Consider the following 19,987-nt stretch of genomic DNA (forward strand, 5'->3'; position numbering starts at 1 on the left):
TTAAATAACAGTAACTAATCAACTGGTTGAGTAGAGCGGATAAAATGCAGTATGAAAAGTCGTTTCAGTTTGGTCCATATCAAGTGTTTATTGATGAACACTTGGTGGTACTGAATGGCGAAAAGGTCGCAGCTCAACCCAAAGTCATGGAGTTACTGCAAGTATTAGTAAGTCGATACCCTGATGTCGTTAGCCGCAATGAGTTAATTGATGAAGTTTGGCAAGGTAATGAAATGGTGGGTGAAAAGGCCCTGACCAATACTATCTGGCAACTTAGACAATTATTTGCTCACCCAAGTCATCCCATTGATGTGGTCGAAACGATCCGTAAAAAAGGTTATAAGTTAACGCAAGCTCCGCAGCTTATTGTGCAATCTGCCCATCACCATGATTTTTCTGAATTACAAAGTAAAAAACCACTCAAACCGCTTATTTTAGCTGGGGTGATTGTGAGCGTTTGTGTTTTACTTTCACTTGTTTGGATGCACTTCAATACACATTCAAACATGCCAACCCAGCAACATGGGCAAATTGACGAAATTACTAAAATGCCCGGCAGTGAATTGCGCCCAAGCCCTTCGCCTGATGGTAAAAAGCTGGCATTTATTTGGCAACAAGGGAAAGAAACTCAGCTGTACTTAAAAGATTTAACGCATCCAAATGTTGCGATTACGCAACTGACCTTTTCTGACAAAAGGCCTTGGAAAGCGGTTTGGAGCCCCGATCAACAGTTTTTGTATTTCGCCCAAAAGAGCCATCAACAGTGTGAGATTGTGCGTCTCTCATTGGCTGATTTACAACAAGTTGTTCTGACCAGTTGTCCCCTTGATTCGGGTTACAACTATATTGCGATTAGTCCTGACGGTAAAACACTGGCATTCAATGGCAAGGCACCTTTGGCCTCAAAAGATGGCATTTATTTACTCGATTTAACCTCAGGCAATGCAGTACCAGAGCGTTTAAGTTGTGACGCAGAATGTGAGTTACGAGATAGAGATGTGGCTTTTTCACCTGATGGCCGGTATTTGGCTATCACACAGCGCAAAAGTACCTCTGTAGAATGGCTGAGTTTGTATGATTTGACCACTCAGCAATATCAAGTGCTCAACTCAAGTCATGCTGATATCGTGGGAATGAGTTTTCATCCTAATGGTCAATATTTAGTGTATGGGGCGCAGATCGCGGATAAGCGACGCGGCTATGTCATTGACCTTGAGACCAAACAGCAAAACAAATTGGCCCCGAGAGGATTTAGCTATCCGCACTTTGATATGCAGGGAAATTTGTACTATCAAAAGCGTCGTGAGAACTATTTTATCGCGAGCTTCTCAACAGATAGCGAGGTGGCTTCTATGCCATCCCCTTTGATTGAATCACACTATTCAAACCAATACCCAAGCTTATCTCAAGCCCATAAAAAGCTGGCATTTTTATCAAATGAGTCGGGTCACTATGAACTCTGGTTAGCGAATTTAAATGGTACCGAACGAGAGCAAATTACCCATTTAAATCGTAATTTGCGTTATCCAAGTTGGTCGCTCAAGGGTGATAAGCTATTAGTTGTGAGCTCAGATGAGGCCGATGGTCATGATAAATTATATGTGTTTGACTACGCTTCAAAGCAGCTTCGTCGTGTTGATTTAAGGTTTGGCAAAATTGGCAGACCTTTTTGGCATGGTAATGGCCAAGATATCGTACTTCGCCAGTCAACAGACACAGGGTGGCAGCTGTTTAGTTTGCATATTGAGTCTATGGTGTTAACGCCATTATTAGAAACAACGGCACGTTTTGGGCAATATATTTCAGCAAACGAATTGTTATTCGTAAATAATAAAGGGTTATGGCGACAACAAGGTGAAAACACTGAGTTATTGATCGAAAGGGCACAATTCAATACGCGCTATGCCTGGTATGCCACAAAAGATCAGGTTTTTTATAAACATTTGGGTAAAGAATATAACTATATCCATGCTTATAACTTACAGAATAAAACTGAAAACAAGTTTATTCGTTTGCCAAAGGCAAGCTTTAGTAAAGCCGCACCTTTTGTTTATGATGATGCGCAGCAAACGTTATTGTTTACGCAAAGCTTAACGCCACAATCAGATATTAACCGTTTAAGACAAGTTGTAGATAGTGAGTAGCTTGAAGAGGGGCGAATGCCCCTCCTTATAATGCTTATTTACAGCTTGGATCTGAACCAACTTCTTTCCAAACTTGCGCACTACTAGGTCTTTCACCTAGAGTCCACCAACGCGCTTCATAAATCTTACCTTGGTAAGTCACGCGATCAGGGCTGCGATATACGGTATTTTCATCCCAAGATCCCGCACACACAGGTGTGCTCGATGCTTTGGCAGAGACAGTGCCGATGTGGCGAGTTGTGCTGCCTGCTTCGGTGAATTCAAAAGTCACACTTGCTGTGCCTGCAGCTTGCGCAGTGAACTCAACATTAACACTACAGCTAGCATTGCTGTTAAGTGTTGTATTGCTACAGTTATTTGCAGTCACCACAAGGCCGCTTGTTGCACCGCTACCTGAAACCGAGACTGTATTTAGCGCTGCGGCTTGATTACCAGTGTTGCGAATAGTAAAGCGATGCGACACTACTTCGTATAAGCCGAAATCTGCGAGAGTTTGGTTTTGTTGATAGACTAAGTTTGAGCTACCACCACCAAATTTAATTTCATCTATCCAGCCACTTAAAGCTGCTACATCGGCGTAAACGCCATATTGATTAGGTCGCGCACAGCCAATCCCCCAACTCACAGTACCTAGCTGTACAATCTCGCCACCATGGTTGATAACGATAGGACCACCACTGTCGCCGCTGCATGAATCTTTTTGTCCTTGCGGGTAGCCTGCACAAAACGCCACGCTGCCAACATTGGCATAGTTTCCACCTGATTGGTTACAGACCGCATCAGATACAAGTGGTACGTCGACTTCTTGGATGAATGAAGGACGACTACCACCTTCTGATAAACGGCCTAATCCAGCAACCGATAATAAGTCGCCACTGCGCGCATATTGGCTTAAAGAGCCTGAAGCGAGACGCACTGCTTGGCCTTGTGTTGGCGAACGTTCAAGCTTTAATAGCGCGATGTCATAGTTCAATGTGCTGCGGTTATATTGTGGGTGCACATATTTTTCAACAACGCCAATGCGGTCGCCATCTGTGCCACCCAATCTGAAGCCAGCCACTTTTACATCAATAAAACGTGCAGACTTACTGCTGACACAGTGCGCGGCAGTCAGTACATAGCCGTCACCAATATAACTACCGCCACAAAAAGCGGTTGTGCCATTTGAGTTCAAGATTTGTGTATAGAACTGCCAGTTTGCAGTATTCGCAGGACCACCACCGACAATTTGCGGGGTGATCTCACCACCGAATTGCTCTGGAATGAAAGGGAGGACTTCGCTTTGAGCATGGGCGGTAAAGGCGCAAGAAAGCGCAATGGCTAAACTGCTTGTAAGTGTATTGAATTTTTTCACAACGGGTATCCTTGTTGATTTTTTAGACGAGGTTGTGATTATGGGTACGGAATTTTTAAATGCAAATGTAATGTTAATGAAATATTTTCATGCTTAGTGTGAAAATCTAGCTCATGGCTTAGTTTATATAGGCTATAGAGGAGAGTGGTGTGAAAGCGCTCAACAGGTCTGATTTCAATTTGGTTCACATTTTGATAACGAAAAAGATGGTTGGGGGTTTCTACATCCATGTAGAGGGAGAATCCTTTAAGCTATTTTGCGTATTGGAATGACTAAACCCAATTACTTTTCTGAGTCGAGCGCTTTAAACTCTTTTTGCGAGATTTTACCGTCGCCATCAGCGTCTAGGCGATCAAAAAGCTGCGTTAAGGTGTTTGATACTTTCGCTTCTTTTTGACTGATATAGCCATCACTATCTGTATCAAAGTCACTGAAAGAAGCGGCGAATGCTTGTGCACTGATTAAAGTTGCAGCAGCGATAATAGATAAATTAATCATAGTTTTCATAGTCTTGATCCTTAATGTGATTATTGCTTAAAGTTTTTGAATTCAGCTTCAGAAAGCTCGCCGTTTTTGTTCTCATCAAGTTGATAGAACTGTGCAGCCACTTTTGGAACCGCCTTCGCTTCAGTTTGCGAAATAACGCCATCATTGTTGGCATCGACGCTTGAGAATTGCACGTCGCTCGCAAGTGCAAAGGCACTGATGAAAAGTGAAGTTGTCATAAGTAATGTTTTTGAAAGCGTCATAATGAGCTCCTAATTTTTTAAAATGTAAGAAAAGGGTGATAAAGCTAAAGTGAATTAGCCTTCAAATTTACCGAACTCTGCTTTACTCAGCTCGCCGTTACCATCGCTATCTAATTTCTTGAATTGGTCGTTAAGGCGCGGATCTGCACTTGCTTCAGTTTTGCTGATGCTGCCGTTACCATCTTTGTCGAACTGCTCAAAAGTGGTTGTCGCTAATGCACTGAAGCTGCTACCTACTAATGCGATGCTCGTTACAAGTAGTGCTGAATTAATATGTTTTTTCATCTTCATTTCCTTCTTTTGGACCACCTCGTTATTGAGTGTGGTGTTCGTCAATGTCGAAGTAGATAACTCAAAAACGGTGCCAAAAATAAAAAGTTATTAACTATCATGCAGTTAGGTTTTTTGGTGAGGTTTTATTCAGAAATGATTCAGTTGCGGTGTTGCTAAATAGCAACAGTTAAACGAGTTAGCTTTTTATTTGTCATTTAAAATCATGTATTTAGCTTGTTGCTTTTTAGCGACAAGTGAACTTTCGAAGGACGAGCACAATGGCTTCAGGGTTAAAAACTAGGTTCAGAGCGTGGCGCGTAATTTTTAAAAAATTAAAAATTTCTAGTTCTTTTGTGCACCAAGCTGTTTTCGCTGTTGTCTTATCGACTTTACCGCTGATTGCATTGACCTTGTGGTTCTCGTCTTCTCTGCAGCAGTCTTCTTCACAAATGCGCGACTTTTATAAGCTATCTCAACAGGTTGAACGAGATTTTAAAGCTGTTTCGCAAGCCCTTAAAGCGCTACAAGACGCCGAGCAAAATAACCAAATATTACAAGACAGCCAATTAACTCAAACTCTCGAAAATAAGTGGTTTGAAGTTGAAAATATGGCGGTGGCATTAAAAAAATATGCTCGCTCAGAGGGCTTTGTTGCCGATTTGCAACAGCTTCAACAAACCATGCAATTGCACACTAAATCAGACGATACTTTCGCCCGGATTTGGCGAGATTACTATCAACTGACCGACACGCTAAAGGCTGATTTAGCGCAAACGCAACAGCAACTCGATGCGCATATTGCTCAGCAACAATGGTTGTTTTTTATTGGCTTGAGTGTACTGGTGCCCTTGTTGGCAGCGGTAAGTATTCGTTTATTAGTGAAAATTCGCAGCAAGTTATCGGCCATAGAAAAAGCCACAGATCAGCTAGGGGTCGGTGAATGGGATAAACCTATTGCATTATCGGGCAGTGCTGAGTTGGCTAAATTAGGCGCGCGCCTAAACTGGTTAAGGTTGAGCTTAAAAAGCCAACATGAAGAGCAAGATACCTTTTTGCGCCACGTCAGTCATGAGCTTAAAACCCCCCTTGCGTCCATGGTTGAAGGTACATCATTACTCAACGAGCAAGTGCTCGGGGCATTAAATGCGCAGCAAACTAGAGTGTTATCCATCATGGATAAAAGCGCTATGCAGCTTAAAGCACTGATTGAAGACTTATTATTATTTAGCGGTACCGCTAAGCTCACCCAACTAGAACAAAACAAATCCTGCGGCGAATTAAAAACTGAGTTGCAACAGTATTTTGCTGATTTACCTATGGCACAACATAAGCAACTGAGCTGGCAATTAGACGATTTAGAGCAGTTAAGTGTGCCGTTTTTACCTTGCAAACTGGCACTGACACAAGTGATCAGCAATGCGCTGCGATTTGCTAAACATCATGTTGAAGTGTGTTTTAGCAAAGCTGCGGACGGTTATCAGTTTGTGGTAACCGATGACGGGCAAGGTTTTAATGAAGAGGCCGCCAGTCGAGCACTTGAACCATTTTATAAAGGCTCTGACCATCAACACAACAACGAGGCACATATGCACAGTGGTTTAGGTTTATCAATTGCACATGAATGCTGTAAAGCGATGTCAGGTGCGCTGATCATTCGCGCTCAACAAGGTGGTCATGTCACCATTAAATTTGGCCTAGGAGCGGCTTAATATGAAACGATTAGTTTGGTTTATTTGTCCTTGGTTACTGACCGGTTGCGTACTGAGTAGTGATCCAAGTCCCATTGAGCCTAAAGTGCCAGTGGTGCAACTGCCTAGTTATGCGCCCGTATTGGTATTGATGTCTTGGTATTTAGCAGCTTGTGAAAAGCAGTCCTTTCAGCACAACGACAGTTATTTGCATGAATCGTATTTACATGACTTTTTTAACCGCTATTGCCAAGCAAAAAGTAGCAAGAGCCGTTTGGCTGCGCTAAAGCGGGTGCAAAAACAAGCGCCTTGGCCAGAATCGTATCAACATTTTTTTGCGTTACTGAAAAGAGAGAACCAACACACTCAAAAGCTTGCTGGCGCATTGCATGTTCAGCAAAAAGCTGTAAAACGCTTAACCGCAGAATTGAACGAAGTAACGACTCAATTAGATACCTTAAAAGCACAGCTCGCGCAGTTGCAACGCAAGCGCTTAGAGCAAAGCCTACAACCCTTAAACGATGAGGAGTAGATGATGGCGAATACAAATTTATTGATTGTTGACGATGATGTGCACTTTGCAGAGTTGCTGTCATTGCGCTTAGAAAGCTTAGGGTATCAAGTGCATTTAGCGCATCGTGCCACCCTTGCTCTGTCTATTTTGCAAAAGCACGCCATTGATGTGGTGCTCACCGATCTACGTATGGAGCACATGGATGGGCTGGCACTATTTAATGAAATCAATAAGCGCTTTAGTGCCTTACCTGTGATCATCATGACCGCCCATGGCTCAATTGAAGAAGCCATTAAAGCGACCGAATCGGGCGTATCGGGTTTTTTAACTAAGCCAATCGACATTGCAGCGTTAGAGCGCTTACTAGACGGGGTGTTAGAGCGGCGTTCAAGCGCTGAGAAAAAAGTCGGTGAGTTTCATGGGTTATTCTATGAAAGTGATTTAATGCACACGCTGGCTTATAAGTTAGAAGCGATTTCTTGCAGTCAGGCCAATATATTAATTCAAGGTGAAAGTGGCACGGGTAAAGAAGTTACCGCTCAGGCAATTCATAAAGCCAGTGCAGTGAGTGAGGGCCCGTTTATCGCCATTAACTGTGGCGCGATGCCTGCAAATTTATTGGAGTCAGAACTGTTCGGTCATCAAAAAGGGGCTTTCACTGGCGCCACCAAAGATAAAGTAGGTTTGGCACAATTGGCCGATAATGGCACCTTATTTCTAGATGAAATTGCCGATATGCCGTTGGATCTTCAAGTGAAGCTTTTACGTGTATTACAAGAGCGCAAGATCAGACCGGTTGGTGCAGAGTTCGAAATTCCCATTAATGTGCGAATTTTAAGTGCCAGCCACAAAGATTTAAAAAAAGCGGTAGAAGCAGGCACATTTCGTGAAGATTTATATTATCGCCTTAATGTTATTTCTATTACCTTGCCAAGTTTAAAAGAGCGGCCAGAAGATATCCCTCTGTTAGCGAATCACTTTTTGGCAAAATTTGCCGACAAGTCATTTAGCCGCGATGCGATAGCCAGGTTAGTGCAATACCCTTGGCCGGGTAATATTCGACAATTACATAATGTGGTTGAGTATGCGGTGGCACTTACGCCGGGTAAGCTTATTTCGCTGCAAACGATCAATGAGGCGTTACCCGAAGAAATAGACGCCCCATTTATTGGTTTAAACGAAGCAAAAGTGCAGTTTGAGTACGAGTATTTGCAAAAAGCGCTCGCGATCACTCGAGGCAATGTGGCTGAGGCCGCAAAAATTGCCAAGCGCAATCGTTCTGATTTTTATAAATTACTTAAAAAGCACAACATAGAGCCAAGTGCGGTTTGAGTAAGTCGCCTATCAGGAAAAGCCGCATTGCTGCTGAGCAATGCGGCTTTTTAGCAGTTAAAGGCTACGGCCGCACCAGACAATACGACCCGCCACGCCGTGTTGCTCGGCGTTCTGACTATCTATTTGCCAGCTTGGGTAGGCGTCGTTATCTGACACCACAGCAATATGATCAGATTTTTGCTTTAAGCGCTTTGCCATTAAACCGTCTTGGGTTTGAATGACATAGACGCCTTCACGACTGACTTGTTGCTGGCTTAAATCAACCAGCACCATGTCGCCATGCTCAAGGGTTGGCAGCATACTATCACCGCGAATAGATACGAAGGCCAAACGGTCACTGTGCACACCAAGTTGTGAGCTTAACCAGCGTTTATTTAAGGCAAATTGCTCAGTGACATCTTCGCTGCCACCCATGCTACCAAAACCGGCACTGGCCTCAACGTCGAGTTGCGGCACCATTAATAGTTCATCTTGGCTTGATGAAAACGGTTTATCGATGGGCTGCTCGCCAGTTAATAGCCAGTTTAAGTCGATACTAAATAGGCTATAAAGATGTTCAAGATAGGTCATTGAAGGGCGACTTAAACCACGACAAATACGATAAATATGCGAAGGTGACTTGCCCGTTAAAATGGCAAATTGGCGTTTGTTTCCGCCAGCAAACTGCTCAACCAGCTCCATAAAACGACGAGAAAAAGCCGTGCTCATAATACATCACCTCAACATCTTTAATTTGGCCGCACAGCATAATCTGTGGTTTTACACTTGTATAGCCAAGTACAGTGCAACTGCGGGATAAGTAGACAGGTTTGGGTTAATTACATAGAAAAGTAGCCCTTGACCTAACTCAAGGGCTACTTTGGACTTGCTGGGTGTAATAGCAAGTATTAGGAGTAAATTGGTTGCTTGGGGAAGCTACGTCTGTCACTTAGGCTGCGCTTGCTTCATCCTGTGTTTCATCGCTGTGGCGAATGAGGTAATCAAAAGCCCCTAAGCTAGCGGTTGCCCCTGAGCCCATGGCGATAATAATTTGTTTGAATGCTGAACTAGTTACATCACCCGCAGCATACACACCACTCATGCTTGTAGCGCCGTATTTGTCGACTTCAATTTCACCAAAGCGGCTTAGTTGTACGTCGGTTTCTTTTAAAAATTCACTGTTCGGAATTAAGCCGATTTGTACAAAAATACCGGCTAAGTCGACTTGGTGCTGCTCACCCGATACGCGGTCGATGTAGCTTAATCCTGTTACACGTTGACCATCACCAAGCACTTCGGTGGTTTGTGCATTCTTGATGATGGTGATATTCGGCAAGCTGTTGGCTTTACGAATAAGCACCTCATCGGCACGTAATGTGTCAGCAAATTCTAATACGGTGACGTGCGAGGTAATATTTGCAAGGTCAATCGCCGCTTCAATACCTGAGTTACCGCCGCCGATCACCGCAACAGGCTTGCCTTTAAATAATGGGCCGTCACAGTGTGGGCAGTAAGCAACGCCTTTGCCTTTGTATTCTTGCTCGCCTGGTACATTCATGTTTCTCCAGCGTGCACCCGTTGCCATGATCACTGACTTGGCTTTTAACGTCGCACCTGATTCAAGTGGCACTTCGATGTAGTCTCCGCGAGTAATACCCGCAGCGCGTTGGCCTTTCATAATATCGACATCGTATTCTTTAACGTGTTCTTCAAGTTGGGCAACCAGCTTCGGCCCTTCAGTGGCTTTGACTGAAATAAAGTTTTCAATGGCGAGGGTATCGGCAACTTGGCCACCAAAACGCTCGGCGACGACACCTGCATTTAAGCCTTTTCGTGCCGCATAAATGGCTGCCGATGCACCCGCAGGGCCACCACCGACAACCAGTACGTCAAATGGGTCTTTTTCATTGAGCTTCTCAGCTTGTTTGGCCGCCGCGCCAGTGTCTAGTTTATTGAGAATATCGCTCAGCGATAGGGCGCCTTGTGAGAATTGCTCACCGTTTAAAAATACACTCGGTACAGCCATGATGTTGCGTGCGTTCACTTCGTCTTGGAACAGTGCACCGTCGATCATGGTTGCTTTAATATTGCTGTTTCTGGCCGCCATAGTATTTAGCGCTTGTACCACTTGCGGACAAGTTTGGCAGCTCAGAGAAATATAGATTTCAAAGTTTAATGGTTCAGTAATGCCATCAATGATGCTCAGCTCTTCTTCAGAGGCTTTACTTGGGTGTCCACCTGTTTGTAACAGTGCCAATACCAATGAGGTAAACTCATGACCCATAGGAATGCCTGCAAAATCGATTTGTGTACCACGCTTTGGTGAGCGCACAGACATGTTCGGAGCACGGGTCGCATCACTTTGTTCTGACACTGTGATGTGCGTACTTAATGAACTTAAATCGTTTGCTAAGCTTTTTAATTCGTTTGATTTGTTGCTGTCATCTAGGGCAAGCACTAGCTCGATAGGATCGGTAATGGCAGCAAAGTGGCTTTGTAATTGCGTTTTTATGTTTTGGTCTAGCATGGTGATTGTCCTATTTATTTTTGCTTATTAAAGGCTGTTGCTGTAACAGCCTTTAACTAACTAAATTAATATCCTAGAGATTTCGCGCTGCATTCAGCCAAGGCTGGTGCAGTGCGAAAGAAGAAGGATTTTTAGATTTTGCCAACTAGGTCTAGTGACGGCGCTAATGTCTCTTCGCCTGGCTGCCAAGAAGCAGGGCATACTTCACCGTCGTGGCTTGCAATGTACTGAGCTGCTTGTACTTTACGCACTAGCTCGCCCGCTGCGCGGCCGATACCAAGGTCGTGCGTTTCAACCACTTTGATTTCGCCTTCTGGGTTGATAACGAAAGTGCCGCGAAGTGCTAAACCTTCTTCTTCAATCATTACACCGAAGTTGCGTGTAATACGACCTGTTGGGTCACCAATCATTGGGAATTGGATTTTCTTAATTGTGTCTGACGCATCGTGCCATGCTTTGTGCGTGAAATGTGTGTCAGTTGATACTGAGTAAACTTCAACGCCCATGTCTTGAAGTTGTGCGTAATGGTCAGCAAGGTCACCTAGCTCAGTCGGACATACAAATGTGAAGTCAGCTGGGTAGAAGAATACGATTGACCATTTGCCTAGTAGGTCTTTTTCGCTTACTTCAACGAAGTCGCCATTGTGGTAAGCCGTTGCATTGAATGGTTTGATTTGTGTGTTGATCAATGAAGTAGTCATAATGTTTACTCTCTTAGTTAGTTTGTAATTACTACGTTTAGGGCATCCTGTTGCTGTGCCCCTTTGCTTGGTAACTAAGATAGTGGGTTCGGCTTGTTAAATAAAATGAATTGTTTTGATTAGTTCAATCGATTTTTGTGAACATGGTTTGGAATGCTTTATGCGAAGGAAAGGGGTTATAAAAAAGCGCAGCTTTTAAATAAGGCTGCGCTTGTTTTAAGATAATAGTTGGATAGTGCGATTGCTTAAGAAAGTCGCTGCAATGCGCTTGTTAAGAATTGGCCAGACTGCACATCGGCTTTAACCCGTTGCACATTTTGCTTCATCTCATCGATTTGCTCTGGCGTCAGTTCAGCTAGGCGCTGTTTGATGTCGCGCAAAGACTTTACTCTAAAGCCAATGCCTTCTTGCTCAACCAGATCTGCCATCGCGGCTTTATCCCAAATGATGATTGGCATATCACACAATAGGTAAAGTGACAGTTTGTGTGGGTTGTTATACTTCAAGTATTGGCCTGTTACGCCATCACACGAATCTAAGGTGTTGCCGTACCAAACTAAGCCAAAATCTCCATCAATATGGTCGATAACTTCATTAGAAGGGAAGCAGCCCTTGTAGTCTAAAATAGTGTCGTTGGCGTTTTTAATTTTTTTCTCGTCAAAGCCGACGCCGTATAAATCAAACTTGAAGTTACCACGCTCGAGGTCATCAAGCTCAAAAATGAAAGGCCCCATGTTGCCTGCGAAAACAATACGTAATTGCTCATAGTTTGTAGGCGTGCGTTTGGCATTTGGGTTGTCGGTATGAAGGTAATCGAACGCTTCGATATTTGTGATGTCAGCACTGAAATTATGCTCTTTAAACCAAGCGCCCATTTTATCGTTATGAACGATAAGCTGATCAGACTTTTTAAGAAGCTCAACTTCTTTATCTGAATGACCATATTTACCTTTTAGGCTTTTTAAGTCATGCACAAGCGTGAGTACTTTGCTATTTTTTAGTTTCGCGCCCCACAAGCAATATCCGTAAAACTTGTTAAACGGGTATTGTAGGCATACTGTGCTGCCCGATTTCATACGTAAAATAGCCCAAGTAACACCAAGTGCACTGATCAAAGTGCCCAGAATAGAATTTGAGATCCAAGTCTGTTTAAAGCCAATGTTTTTCCAACCATTGTTTTCTAAAATGGTTTCACAGTCCATTTTGGCTTTGCCTGCAGCGTCAAACTTAGAGCGGTAATTACGCGCGATATATACTTTATTACTCATAGGACTAACTAAGCTCCTTGCTCGTTAATGCAAGCGCCGCTTCAATGGTGTCATCCATATCGTAATACTTGTAGTTTGCTAAACGACCGCCAAAGATAAACTTGTCAGCATATGGCGCAGTTAATGCAAGTTCTTGATAACGGGCTAACAAGGCATTGTTGGTTTCGTCATTGATTGGATAGTAAGGTTCGTTGTCTTTACTAAATTCATGCGGGTATTCTTTAGTAACCACGGTTTTTTCTTGGCTGCCAAACTCGAAATGCTTATGTTCAAGAATACGTGTATAAGGCACATCGCGCTCAGTGTAGTTCACGACCGCATTACCTTGATAGTTTTCTTCATCTAGCACTTCTGTTTCGAAATGCAGGCTACGATACTCAAGCGCACCAAACTGACAATCAAAGAATTCGTCAATCTTACCTGTGTATAGTACCTTGTCGGCTAACTGGTTGTAGGCATCTTTATTATCAAAATAGTTAACACCTGTTTTCACTTCTACGCCTTCAAGCAATGCATTGGTAAGCGCATTATAGCCGCCGATTGGAATACCTTGGTACAGGTCGTTGAAGTAGTTATTGTCAAAGGTAAAGCGGAACGGTAAACGCTTAATGATGAATGATGGTATCTCAGTGGCAGGTCGTCCCCATTGCTTTTCGGTATAGCCTTTGATGAGTTTTTCATACAGGTCACGACCACCTAAAAACAGTGCCTGTTCTTCTAAGTTCTTAGGGTCTAAATCAGCATAAGGAGCACGCTCTTGCGCAATTCTGTCTTTTGCTTGTTGTGGTGTCGTCACGCCCCATAGTTGATAAAACGTGTTCATGTTAAAAGGCAGGTTATAAAGTTTGTCTTCGAAGCGAGCAACTGGCGAGTTTACATAGTGGTTGAAAGTCACATAGCGGTTTACATAATCCCAAACTTCTTGGTTGCTTGTGTGGAAAATATGGGCGCCATATTTATGGACGTTAATCCCTTCAACATTCTCACAATAAATATTACCACCTGTGTGGTTACGTTTATCAATTACTAAAACTTTCTTCCCTTTGTCAGTTGCTTCTCGCGCGAATACTGCGCCGAAGAGTCCCGCACCGACAATAAGGTAGTCATATTGAGCGTTGTTCATTCTAGTTGGCCTTTAAATATAGTTATGGGCTTGTAGTGACTTCGAAACTATAACAACAAACAAGTTCAAAAAGAATGACAATAAAATCAGAATGTACCCGTTTTAGTTTGTTAAAGAACTTTTAGACAAATCTACGTTTGGATCTGTGATTCTATCGAATACTAAACCTGCTCTAGCCAGTGGCGGGCGGTTTTGTAGCTGTTTGAAATCGCCTGGCTTTATACTACTTTCAGACAATTTGGCTATCTCAAAAGAAAACACATAAAAACCTTCTAAGCCCATTCTTAAATCACTAAAAACATAAGTCTGATCTTGTTGGTAAACCCCGTATAGACCTTTGGTAAAACTTTGCAGCAAGGCAATACGTTGATCTTCACTCAAGGTATCAAGGACATGATTTTCGGTTTTGTAAAATCGAATATCCACCTCATCAACCGAATCAAATACCGATGCATAAATCTCATAATGGCCTTGCTCAGTGGTTGCCACGGCGCGCCAAAGCAGAGTATTAAATGGTGAAGGAGTACTTTCGATTTGCTTAAAAGTAATGGCTTGCTTGTCTAAAGCCTGCCGTATTTTGCTGTCGATAAACCATTTGGCACCTAGGCTCCAAGTCAGATAGAGCGAGCTCACTACCAGTGCGGTAGTGTTAATTTTGCTTGCAAAGGGTTTTGTACGGGCCAAACACAGGGCTGCAAACGCAAGTAGCAAAGGTAGGCTATATAAGGGGTCGATAATAAACACACTGGAAATGCCAAATGGATAATGACTCAGAGGCCAGAGTAATTGCGTGCCATATACCGTAAAAGTATCGAGCAGAGCATGGGTACTCATGATTAGAAATAGGGCTAGAGACCAGCGTGTCAGCGACACGGATTTGGCCCAGTGCATTTTTGCAATGAACCACGCAAATACAGGGCTAAGCAGTAATTGCACAATCAGTGAGTGGCTAAAGCTGCGGTGATAAACAAAGTTTTCGACATCACCACCGAAGTTGATCAGCACATCTAAGTCGGGCAGGGTGCCAAATGCCGCGCCTACAAGCAATGACTTACGACCAAGTTTATTGCCTAAAGTGGCGTAGCCTACTGCGCTACCGAGTAAAATTTGCGTGACTGAATCCAAATTGTTACTCCCAATGAACTTTCTTAAGCATTTAATAGTGCTGTGGTGCGTAATACGATCTGTTTTAATTTAAATTATGCTTTTCTAGACGATATAAAAACTGCTTGTAGCTAATGCCTAATAACTTAGCTGCTTGGGTTTTATTGCCGCCTTCTCGGTTGAGTGCTTGCTGCAAGCAATCTTTCTCAAATTCATCCCAATTTAACCCTTCACTTGGCAAGGTAAACAGTGCGTTGGTTTGTGACGTGTTAGCCGTGTTGCTCAAGTTTTCTTTAAGCTCATTTTCATCTTGCAGGAGTACAAATTGCTCAAGGGTATTGGAGAGCTGACGCACATTTCCGGGCCAATTAAAATTGAGGAGATGTTTTAGTAGTGCACTACTTAACTGGGGGGCTTCAATACCATACTGTTGACTAAAGCGTTTTAAGAAATGTTCGATTAATCGCGGAATATCTTCTTGTCGCTCACGCAGTGGCGGCATATGTAACGGCACCACATTTAACCGGTAGTATAAGTCTTCTCTAAATAAGCCATCTTGTACCATTTGTTGCAGGTTTTTATGGCTAGCAGCAAGCACTCGGACATCAATAATATGCTCTTTGGTATCACCTACTGGTGTGACTACACCCTCTTGTAATAAGCGCAGTAGCTTGGTTTGTACATTGAGGCTCAGCTCTGCCACTTCATCTAAAAATATCGTGCCCTTGTTGGCTGCGGCAAATTTACCGAGTTTGTCTTGGTTCGCACCTGTGTAGGCGCCTTTGAGTGCACCAAAGAGTTCTGACTCGGCTAAGTTCTCAGGAATAGCGCCGCAGTTAATGGCGATAAATGCTTGTTTACTACGGTTTGATAGTTGATGCAGCGCACGTGCTGCAAGCTCCTTACCCGTGCCGCTTTCTCCACTGATTAACACCGTGGCGCTGGTGGCACTGACGCGTTCTATTCGTTGAAAAACTTTCTGCATACAGGGAGCATGACCAATGATATCGACCAACTGGTTTTGCTCGCTTATTTGCGAGCTGAGCTGTTGATTGGCAAGGCGTAACTGATTGGCCTTATTGGCTTTAGCGAGTGCTAGCAATAACTCTTGGCGCTGAAATGGTTTTCTCAAGTAGTCATCGGCACCGAGCTCGATGGCTTCAACGGCATGTTCAATTGAGCCATAGGCGGTGGCGACGACAATGCCTATGTGCTTTTGTTGTGCGCGGACATATTTGATTAAGTCCATGCCTGATAGATTTCCTAGCTTCCAATCGGTAAAAATGAGTTCGATGTCTGCGTGATTTTTAAGGGTGACGATGGCATCTTCAACGCTAAAAGCGCTATAAACTTGATAGTTCGCGGCACTTAACATCGCGCTGATCAGAGTATTTTGAGCCTGGTCGTCTTCAACCAACAAGATAGGTTGTGGCTTAGTCATGAACTGCTCCTTCTTCAACCGATGACTGCGCTAGTTGCAAGGTAACACGTGCGCCATTTTGTGTGTTTTGTACTTGAATATCACCCAGATAGTAAAGTTCTGCTAAGCGTTTGGCTAAATATAACCCCATGCCCGCGCCATCGGCTTTGCTGCTCACATGAGGGTCAAATAGCTGAGTAAGAATATGTGCTTCAAAACCACCGCCATGATCTTCAACTTCTACAAATAACGTGTTCTGTTCTGAATAGGCTTTCACCTCAATCGCTTGGGTACTTTGATTGGCTTGTTGCGCTTCAATGGCGTTGACCAGCAGCGTATGTAACATAGCGCGGATCTCAGATTCAGCACCTTGTATAGACAAATCATGTTGCACCTGAATTTCAAGGTCAAAATCAAGCTGGCCTACTTCGAGCTGAATATCTTGAAGTACCGCAGCAATTGGGACTGTTTGCGCTCTTGAAGATTGCTGATTACTGAGCTGCAACAAAGCGCTGATACTCTTATTTAAGTGAGCAATTTTATTATCGGCTATGGTTTTTAAGTTGTCTTTTAATTGGTTATCTTGGCTTTGCCAAAACTGTTCAAGCGTAAGACCTAGGGTATGTAAAGGGTTTCTGAGGGAATGGGCAATCGCGCGACTGAGCTCGCCGAGTTCCGCCAATTGCTTTTGTTGTTGTAATTGTTTTTCTACCTGATTGAGTTGCTCGAGCTTGCTGCTGGTGGCATTAAAGCTGTCAATGCAAGTTGCAATTTCTCCGACACCTTGCGCTGGCAGTTGAGTGCCGAGCTTACCGTCTGATAAATCATTGAAGCCTTGCTTGAGTGCAGTGATTGGCTGAGTGAGACGGTGTACAAAATACAGCATAAGCCCAATGGCAATCAGTGTTGATAAGGCGATGCTCCATAAAATGAGTGATGTAAAGCGTTCAAAACTCTGGCTTTGAGTGTTGCCGTAATGTTCAGTGCTGATCACGCGCTTAATATGGCTGTCATCTTGAAAATGAAAAAACACGGAATTAACCTCATTTTGCAGTGCTTCAGCTTTAATCGTGATTACAGGCTTTACCGGTTGAGGCGGTGCGGGAGGTTTACTCGGCTCGGGTGCTTTTGTTGGAGAAGGAGATTTAGGTGGTGGAGGTGGCAATTGCTCTGAGTTAGAAATGGTCACCTTATCAGATAGCACAACCACTTTTGGGGCATCGCCATCTAATTTGTGAATGATTTGATTGATATCTTCTCGGGCTTTACCAATTAGCTGCTTAGTGATCACCTTTGATTGTTCAGTGATATCTGCACTGACTTGTGATTTGAAATGCAAGACCAGTAAGGTTTGGCTCACGGCGAGTAAAAGAAATATCGCCAAAATGCCTAAAATAAAATAGCGCTTAATCGTCACACCTTCTCCCAAATAGATCTTTAAACCGCTTCTAAATCATTTATTACAAGATGCATTCCAAATTGCTAAATCGCAAGTGGTTTATAAGTCTATGAAAATAAGTAGATTAATCAGTGCTTTTTGTAGCTGTTAGATTTCACCAACTAAGCATTCCCGATATCAGCCTTTCATATCCTGATATCGGGATATTTTTCATTGGCTTTTCCAAGCAAAATTAGTAAAGCCATGAATATATTATAAAAAGTTATTTGGCATGCCTTTTTCTATAGCTAGGTCGACATTTTATTTTAGCGTGTATAAATCGCACCATAAGGAGAAGATCATGTTTTCAACCATTAAGTATAAAAAAGTCGTCAAGGCACTTGCCGCAGCTGGTTTTGTTTTTGCGGCCAGCAGTTACGCAACAGATAAAGAAGCACTTCATGTGATTAAAGTTAAACAAATTCATGATGATGTAAAAGTGATGGTGAGTGAAGGCCACAACAGTGATGTTCGAGTCATTAAGCTTGATAAAGCGGAGTTAGGTGGTGATGTGCTAGCTGAAAAGCTGGCTGATTTGCCTGATGAAACCCGAGCGAAAGTAGAGGAGGTGCTGTCGCAAATCAACACAAAAGGTGAAGATGGTGTGTTTCTCTTCTCTGACAAAGTGGTGCAGACCTTTGCTGGTGATGGAGAGGGCAAGAAAATGGTGTTTGTACATGGTGGCGAAGATTTTGCGCTACACCTACCACCAGAGCCACCGTTACCGCCAGGTGCACCAAAACCAGTTAAGCCAACTAAAGCACCTAAAGTATTTAAGTTCTCGTTTGATGCAGATGGTGAAGGCGACCATGAGTTTAAGTTGATCACGTCATTACTGAAAGAAACCAAGTTAACACCTGAGCAAATTGATGAGCTACAAACCCTGCTCAATGAAAAGTATTAACTGAGTTTGATAAAAGAAACGGCCCTCAATGGGCCAATGCTGATCAGTTAAGAAACAAATAGATCAGTTGACCGATCTTTTAAAGGGTTCAGAATCCGATATTAGGAAACTAATATCGGATTTTTTTATGCCTCTTTCTAATCACTGTGACGACCTAACTTCGTTTTTAGATGATGTACACACCCTGGATAAACTAAAGAATGTCCTTGATGCCGATATACTTGAACAGGCGTTCGAATATGCTGGAGTTGCAACCGTGCGTCGAAGAAGGTTGCCGTTAGAAGCTATAATGTGGTCAGTCATTGGTATGAGCCTATTTCGTAACGAAACAGTATGGGATATCGCAAGCCGATTAGATATTACGCTGCCGGGGAAAAATAAACTGGTTGCGCCCAGCGCTTTGGTTCAAGGCCGTCAACGTTTAGGGGTTGATGCAGTGTGTCACTCGTTTCGATTGTTGGCCCAAAGAGCATTTTACAAGCATGCCTTTGAGCAGTGGTGTGGACTGAATTTGTTAGCTGTTGATGGAGTGAGCTTTAGAACTCAAGATAACGAAGAAAATCGTATTGCGTTTGGTAGTGACAGTAATCAATTTGGTGAAGGCAGTTATCCTCAAATCAGGATGTGTAGTTTGATGGAGGTATCAAGCCATCTATTACTGGATAGTAGCTTTGATGCACGCCATGTAGGGGAAATGACACTTGCCAAAAGACTTTTATCGTCTGTCCCAGATGACTCTTTAACGCTATTTGACCGTGGCTATTACTCTTTAGGCCTTTTATATCAGTGGCAAAGACAAGGTAAAAATACACATTGGATGTTACCAGCTCGCAAGGATTTACAATACCAAGTTGAACGTCATATCAGCGATGAAGATAAAATAATCTCTTTACATACTAGCCCTCAAGCTAAAAGTAAATTTAAAGATTTACCAGAGCAAATAACCGCCCGACTCACTACGTATAAAGTTGATGGGAAAAGCTACCGTGTACTGAGTTCATTAATCGATCCCATGCGTTATCCATATGATGAATTAACAGAAGTCTATACTCAGCGTTGGGAAATAGAGTTGGGCTTTAGAGAAATGAAACAAGGGTTGCATCAGTCTAAACATGCATTACGAAGTAAAAAGCCAGATATGGTACGTCAAGAGTTATGGGGACTACTGTTAGCTTACAACTTAATCCGCATTGCAATGATTGATGCAACGAAAGCGGAAGAAATCCTGATACCCAGACAACTTAGTTTTAGTTTATGTATGCGCCATATCATCGCATTTTTTATGCTCACTCCTATCCACAGTGCGAGTAAGTTGCCAGTACATTATGAAGAGCTGCTGACAACACTAAGATTGTTTGTATTACCAGACCGGCTTCCTGATAGGAGATACCCAAGAGAGGTTAGAAAGAAACCAAGGAAATATCCGTATAAAAGAAAATGCCAGTCAATTCTTAACTGACTGGCAT

The 19,987-nt window shown here is 43.1% G+C and carries 18 protein-coding genes; 6 read left to right on the forward strand and 12 right to left on the reverse strand.

The window, feature by feature from the left end; all coding sequences use genetic code 11:
* The first annotated feature begins 44 nt into the window (after positions 1-44).
* Positions 45-2,144, forward strand: coding sequence for a winged helix-turn-helix domain-containing protein (locus ACH784_RS00635; RefSeq protein WP_404392631.1), 2,100 nt, complete (start codon positions 45-47; stop codon positions 2,142-2,144).
* A 34-nt stretch (positions 2,145-2,178) separates the two neighbouring features.
* Here the strand turns inward: ACH784_RS00635 and ACH784_RS00640 are convergent, their stop codons facing one another.
* From ACH784_RS00640 to ACH784_RS00655, 4 genes are all read right to left on the reverse strand, one after another.
* Positions 2,179-3,498, reverse strand: a complete 1,320-nt coding sequence (locus tag ACH784_RS00640) for a trypsin-like serine protease (RefSeq protein ID WP_404392633.1) — start codon at positions 3,496-3,498, stop codon at positions 2,179-2,181.
* A 282-nt stretch (positions 3,499-3,780) separates the two neighbouring features.
* Positions 3,781-4,005 carry an EF-hand domain-containing protein gene (locus ACH784_RS00645; RefSeq protein ID WP_404392635.1) on the reverse strand — a complete coding sequence of 75 codons (225 nt, stop codon included), beginning with the start codon at positions 4,003-4,005 and terminating at the stop codon, positions 3,781-3,783.
* Between the two features lie 20 nt (positions 4,006-4,025).
* The gene (locus ACH784_RS00650) at positions 4,026-4,247 is read right to left on the reverse strand and encodes a crotonobetainyl-CoA--carnitine CoA-transferase (RefSeq protein WP_404392637.1); all 222 of its coding nucleotides are present in this window, start codon (positions 4,245-4,247) and stop codon (positions 4,026-4,028) included.
* Positions 4,248-4,301: 54 nt separating this feature from the next.
* Positions 4,302-4,532, reverse strand: a complete 231-nt coding sequence (locus ACH784_RS00655) for a hypothetical protein (RefSeq protein ID WP_404392639.1) — start codon at positions 4,530-4,532, stop codon at positions 4,302-4,304.
* Positions 4,533-4,798: 266 nt separating this feature from the next.
* Between ACH784_RS00655 and ACH784_RS00660 the strand changes: the two genes are divergently transcribed.
* From ACH784_RS00660 to ACH784_RS00670, 3 genes are read left to right on the forward strand one after another with little or no spacing between them, the layout of a single operon-like run.
* Positions 4,799-6,229 (forward strand): sensor histidine kinase, encoded by a 1,431-nt coding sequence (locus ACH784_RS00660; RefSeq protein ID WP_404392641.1) that lies wholly within the window; start codon positions 4,799-4,801, stop codon positions 6,227-6,229.
* Position 6,230: 1 nt separating this feature from the next.
* Complete coding sequence (locus tag ACH784_RS00665) at positions 6,231-6,740, forward strand: hypothetical protein (protein WP_404392643.1); 510 nt, start codon at positions 6,231-6,233, stop codon at positions 6,738-6,740.
* 3 nt (positions 6,741-6,743) lie between these two features.
* A complete protein-coding gene (locus ACH784_RS00670; RefSeq protein WP_404392645.1) occupies positions 6,744-8,054 on the forward strand; it encodes a sigma-54-dependent transcriptional regulator in 1,311 nt (436 codons plus the stop codon).
* Positions 8,055-8,111: 57 nt separating this feature from the next.
* On the opposite strand, the gene ACH784_RS00675 is transcribed toward ACH784_RS00670, so the two are convergent.
* The 8 genes from ACH784_RS00675 to ACH784_RS00710 form a co-directional block, all read right to left on the reverse strand.
* On the reverse strand, positions 8,112-8,765 hold the full coding sequence (locus ACH784_RS00675; RefSeq protein ID WP_404392647.1) for an XRE family transcriptional regulator: 654 nt from the start codon (positions 8,763-8,765) through the stop codon (positions 8,112-8,114).
* A 220-nt stretch (positions 8,766-8,985) separates the two neighbouring features.
* Positions 8,986-10,563 (reverse strand): alkyl hydroperoxide reductase subunit F, encoded by a 1,578-nt coding sequence (gene ahpF, locus ACH784_RS00680; RefSeq protein WP_404392649.1) that lies wholly within the window; start codon positions 10,561-10,563, stop codon positions 8,986-8,988.
* A 131-nt stretch (positions 10,564-10,694) separates the two neighbouring features.
* Positions 10,695-11,264 carry an alkyl hydroperoxide reductase subunit C gene (gene ahpC, locus ACH784_RS00685; protein WP_404392651.1) on the reverse strand — a complete coding sequence of 190 codons (570 nt, stop codon included), beginning with the start codon at positions 11,262-11,264 and terminating at the stop codon, positions 10,695-10,697.
* Positions 11,265-11,509: 245 nt separating this feature from the next.
* Entirely contained in the window at positions 11,510-12,532 is a 1,023-nt protein-coding gene (locus ACH784_RS00690; RefSeq protein WP_404392653.1) for a hypothetical protein, read from the reverse strand.
* A 4-nt stretch (positions 12,533-12,536) separates the two neighbouring features.
* Positions 12,537-13,655, reverse strand: a complete 1,119-nt coding sequence (gene glf, locus ACH784_RS00695; RefSeq protein WP_404392655.1) for a UDP-galactopyranose mutase — start codon at positions 13,653-13,655, stop codon at positions 12,537-12,539.
* A 102-nt stretch (positions 13,656-13,757) separates the two neighbouring features.
* Positions 13,758-14,780 (reverse strand): metal-dependent hydrolase, encoded by a 1,023-nt coding sequence (locus ACH784_RS00700; RefSeq protein WP_404392657.1) that lies wholly within the window; start codon positions 14,778-14,780, stop codon positions 13,758-13,760.
* Between the two features lie 64 nt (positions 14,781-14,844).
* Complete coding sequence (locus ACH784_RS00705) at positions 14,845-16,200, reverse strand: sigma-54-dependent transcriptional regulator (protein WP_404392659.1); 1,356 nt, start codon at positions 16,198-16,200, stop codon at positions 14,845-14,847.
* A complete protein-coding gene (locus ACH784_RS00710; protein WP_404392661.1) occupies positions 16,193-17,596 on the reverse strand; it encodes an ATP-binding protein in 1,404 nt (467 codons plus the stop codon). Before ACH784_RS00710 ends, ACH784_RS00705 begins: the two co-directional genes overlap by 8 nt.
* Before the next feature lie 322 nt (positions 17,597-17,918).
* On the opposite strand from ACH784_RS00710, the gene ACH784_RS00715 reads away from it, so the two are divergent.
* The gene (locus tag ACH784_RS00715; RefSeq protein WP_404392663.1) at positions 17,919-18,521 is read left to right on the forward strand and encodes a hypothetical protein; all 603 of its coding nucleotides are present in this window, start codon (positions 17,919-17,921) and stop codon (positions 18,519-18,521) included.
* 127 nt (positions 18,522-18,648) lie between these two features.
* On the forward strand, positions 18,649-19,980 hold the full coding sequence (locus ACH784_RS00720; protein ID WP_404389461.1) for an IS4 family transposase: 1,332 nt from the start codon (positions 18,649-18,651) through the stop codon (positions 19,978-19,980).
* The last annotated feature ends 7 nt before the right edge of the window (positions 19,981-19,987 follow it).

The organism is Pseudoalteromonas phenolica (genome assembly GCF_044788725.1).
Lineage (GTDB): Bacteria > Pseudomonadota > Gammaproteobacteria > Enterobacterales > Alteromonadaceae > Pseudoalteromonas > Pseudoalteromonas phenolica_C.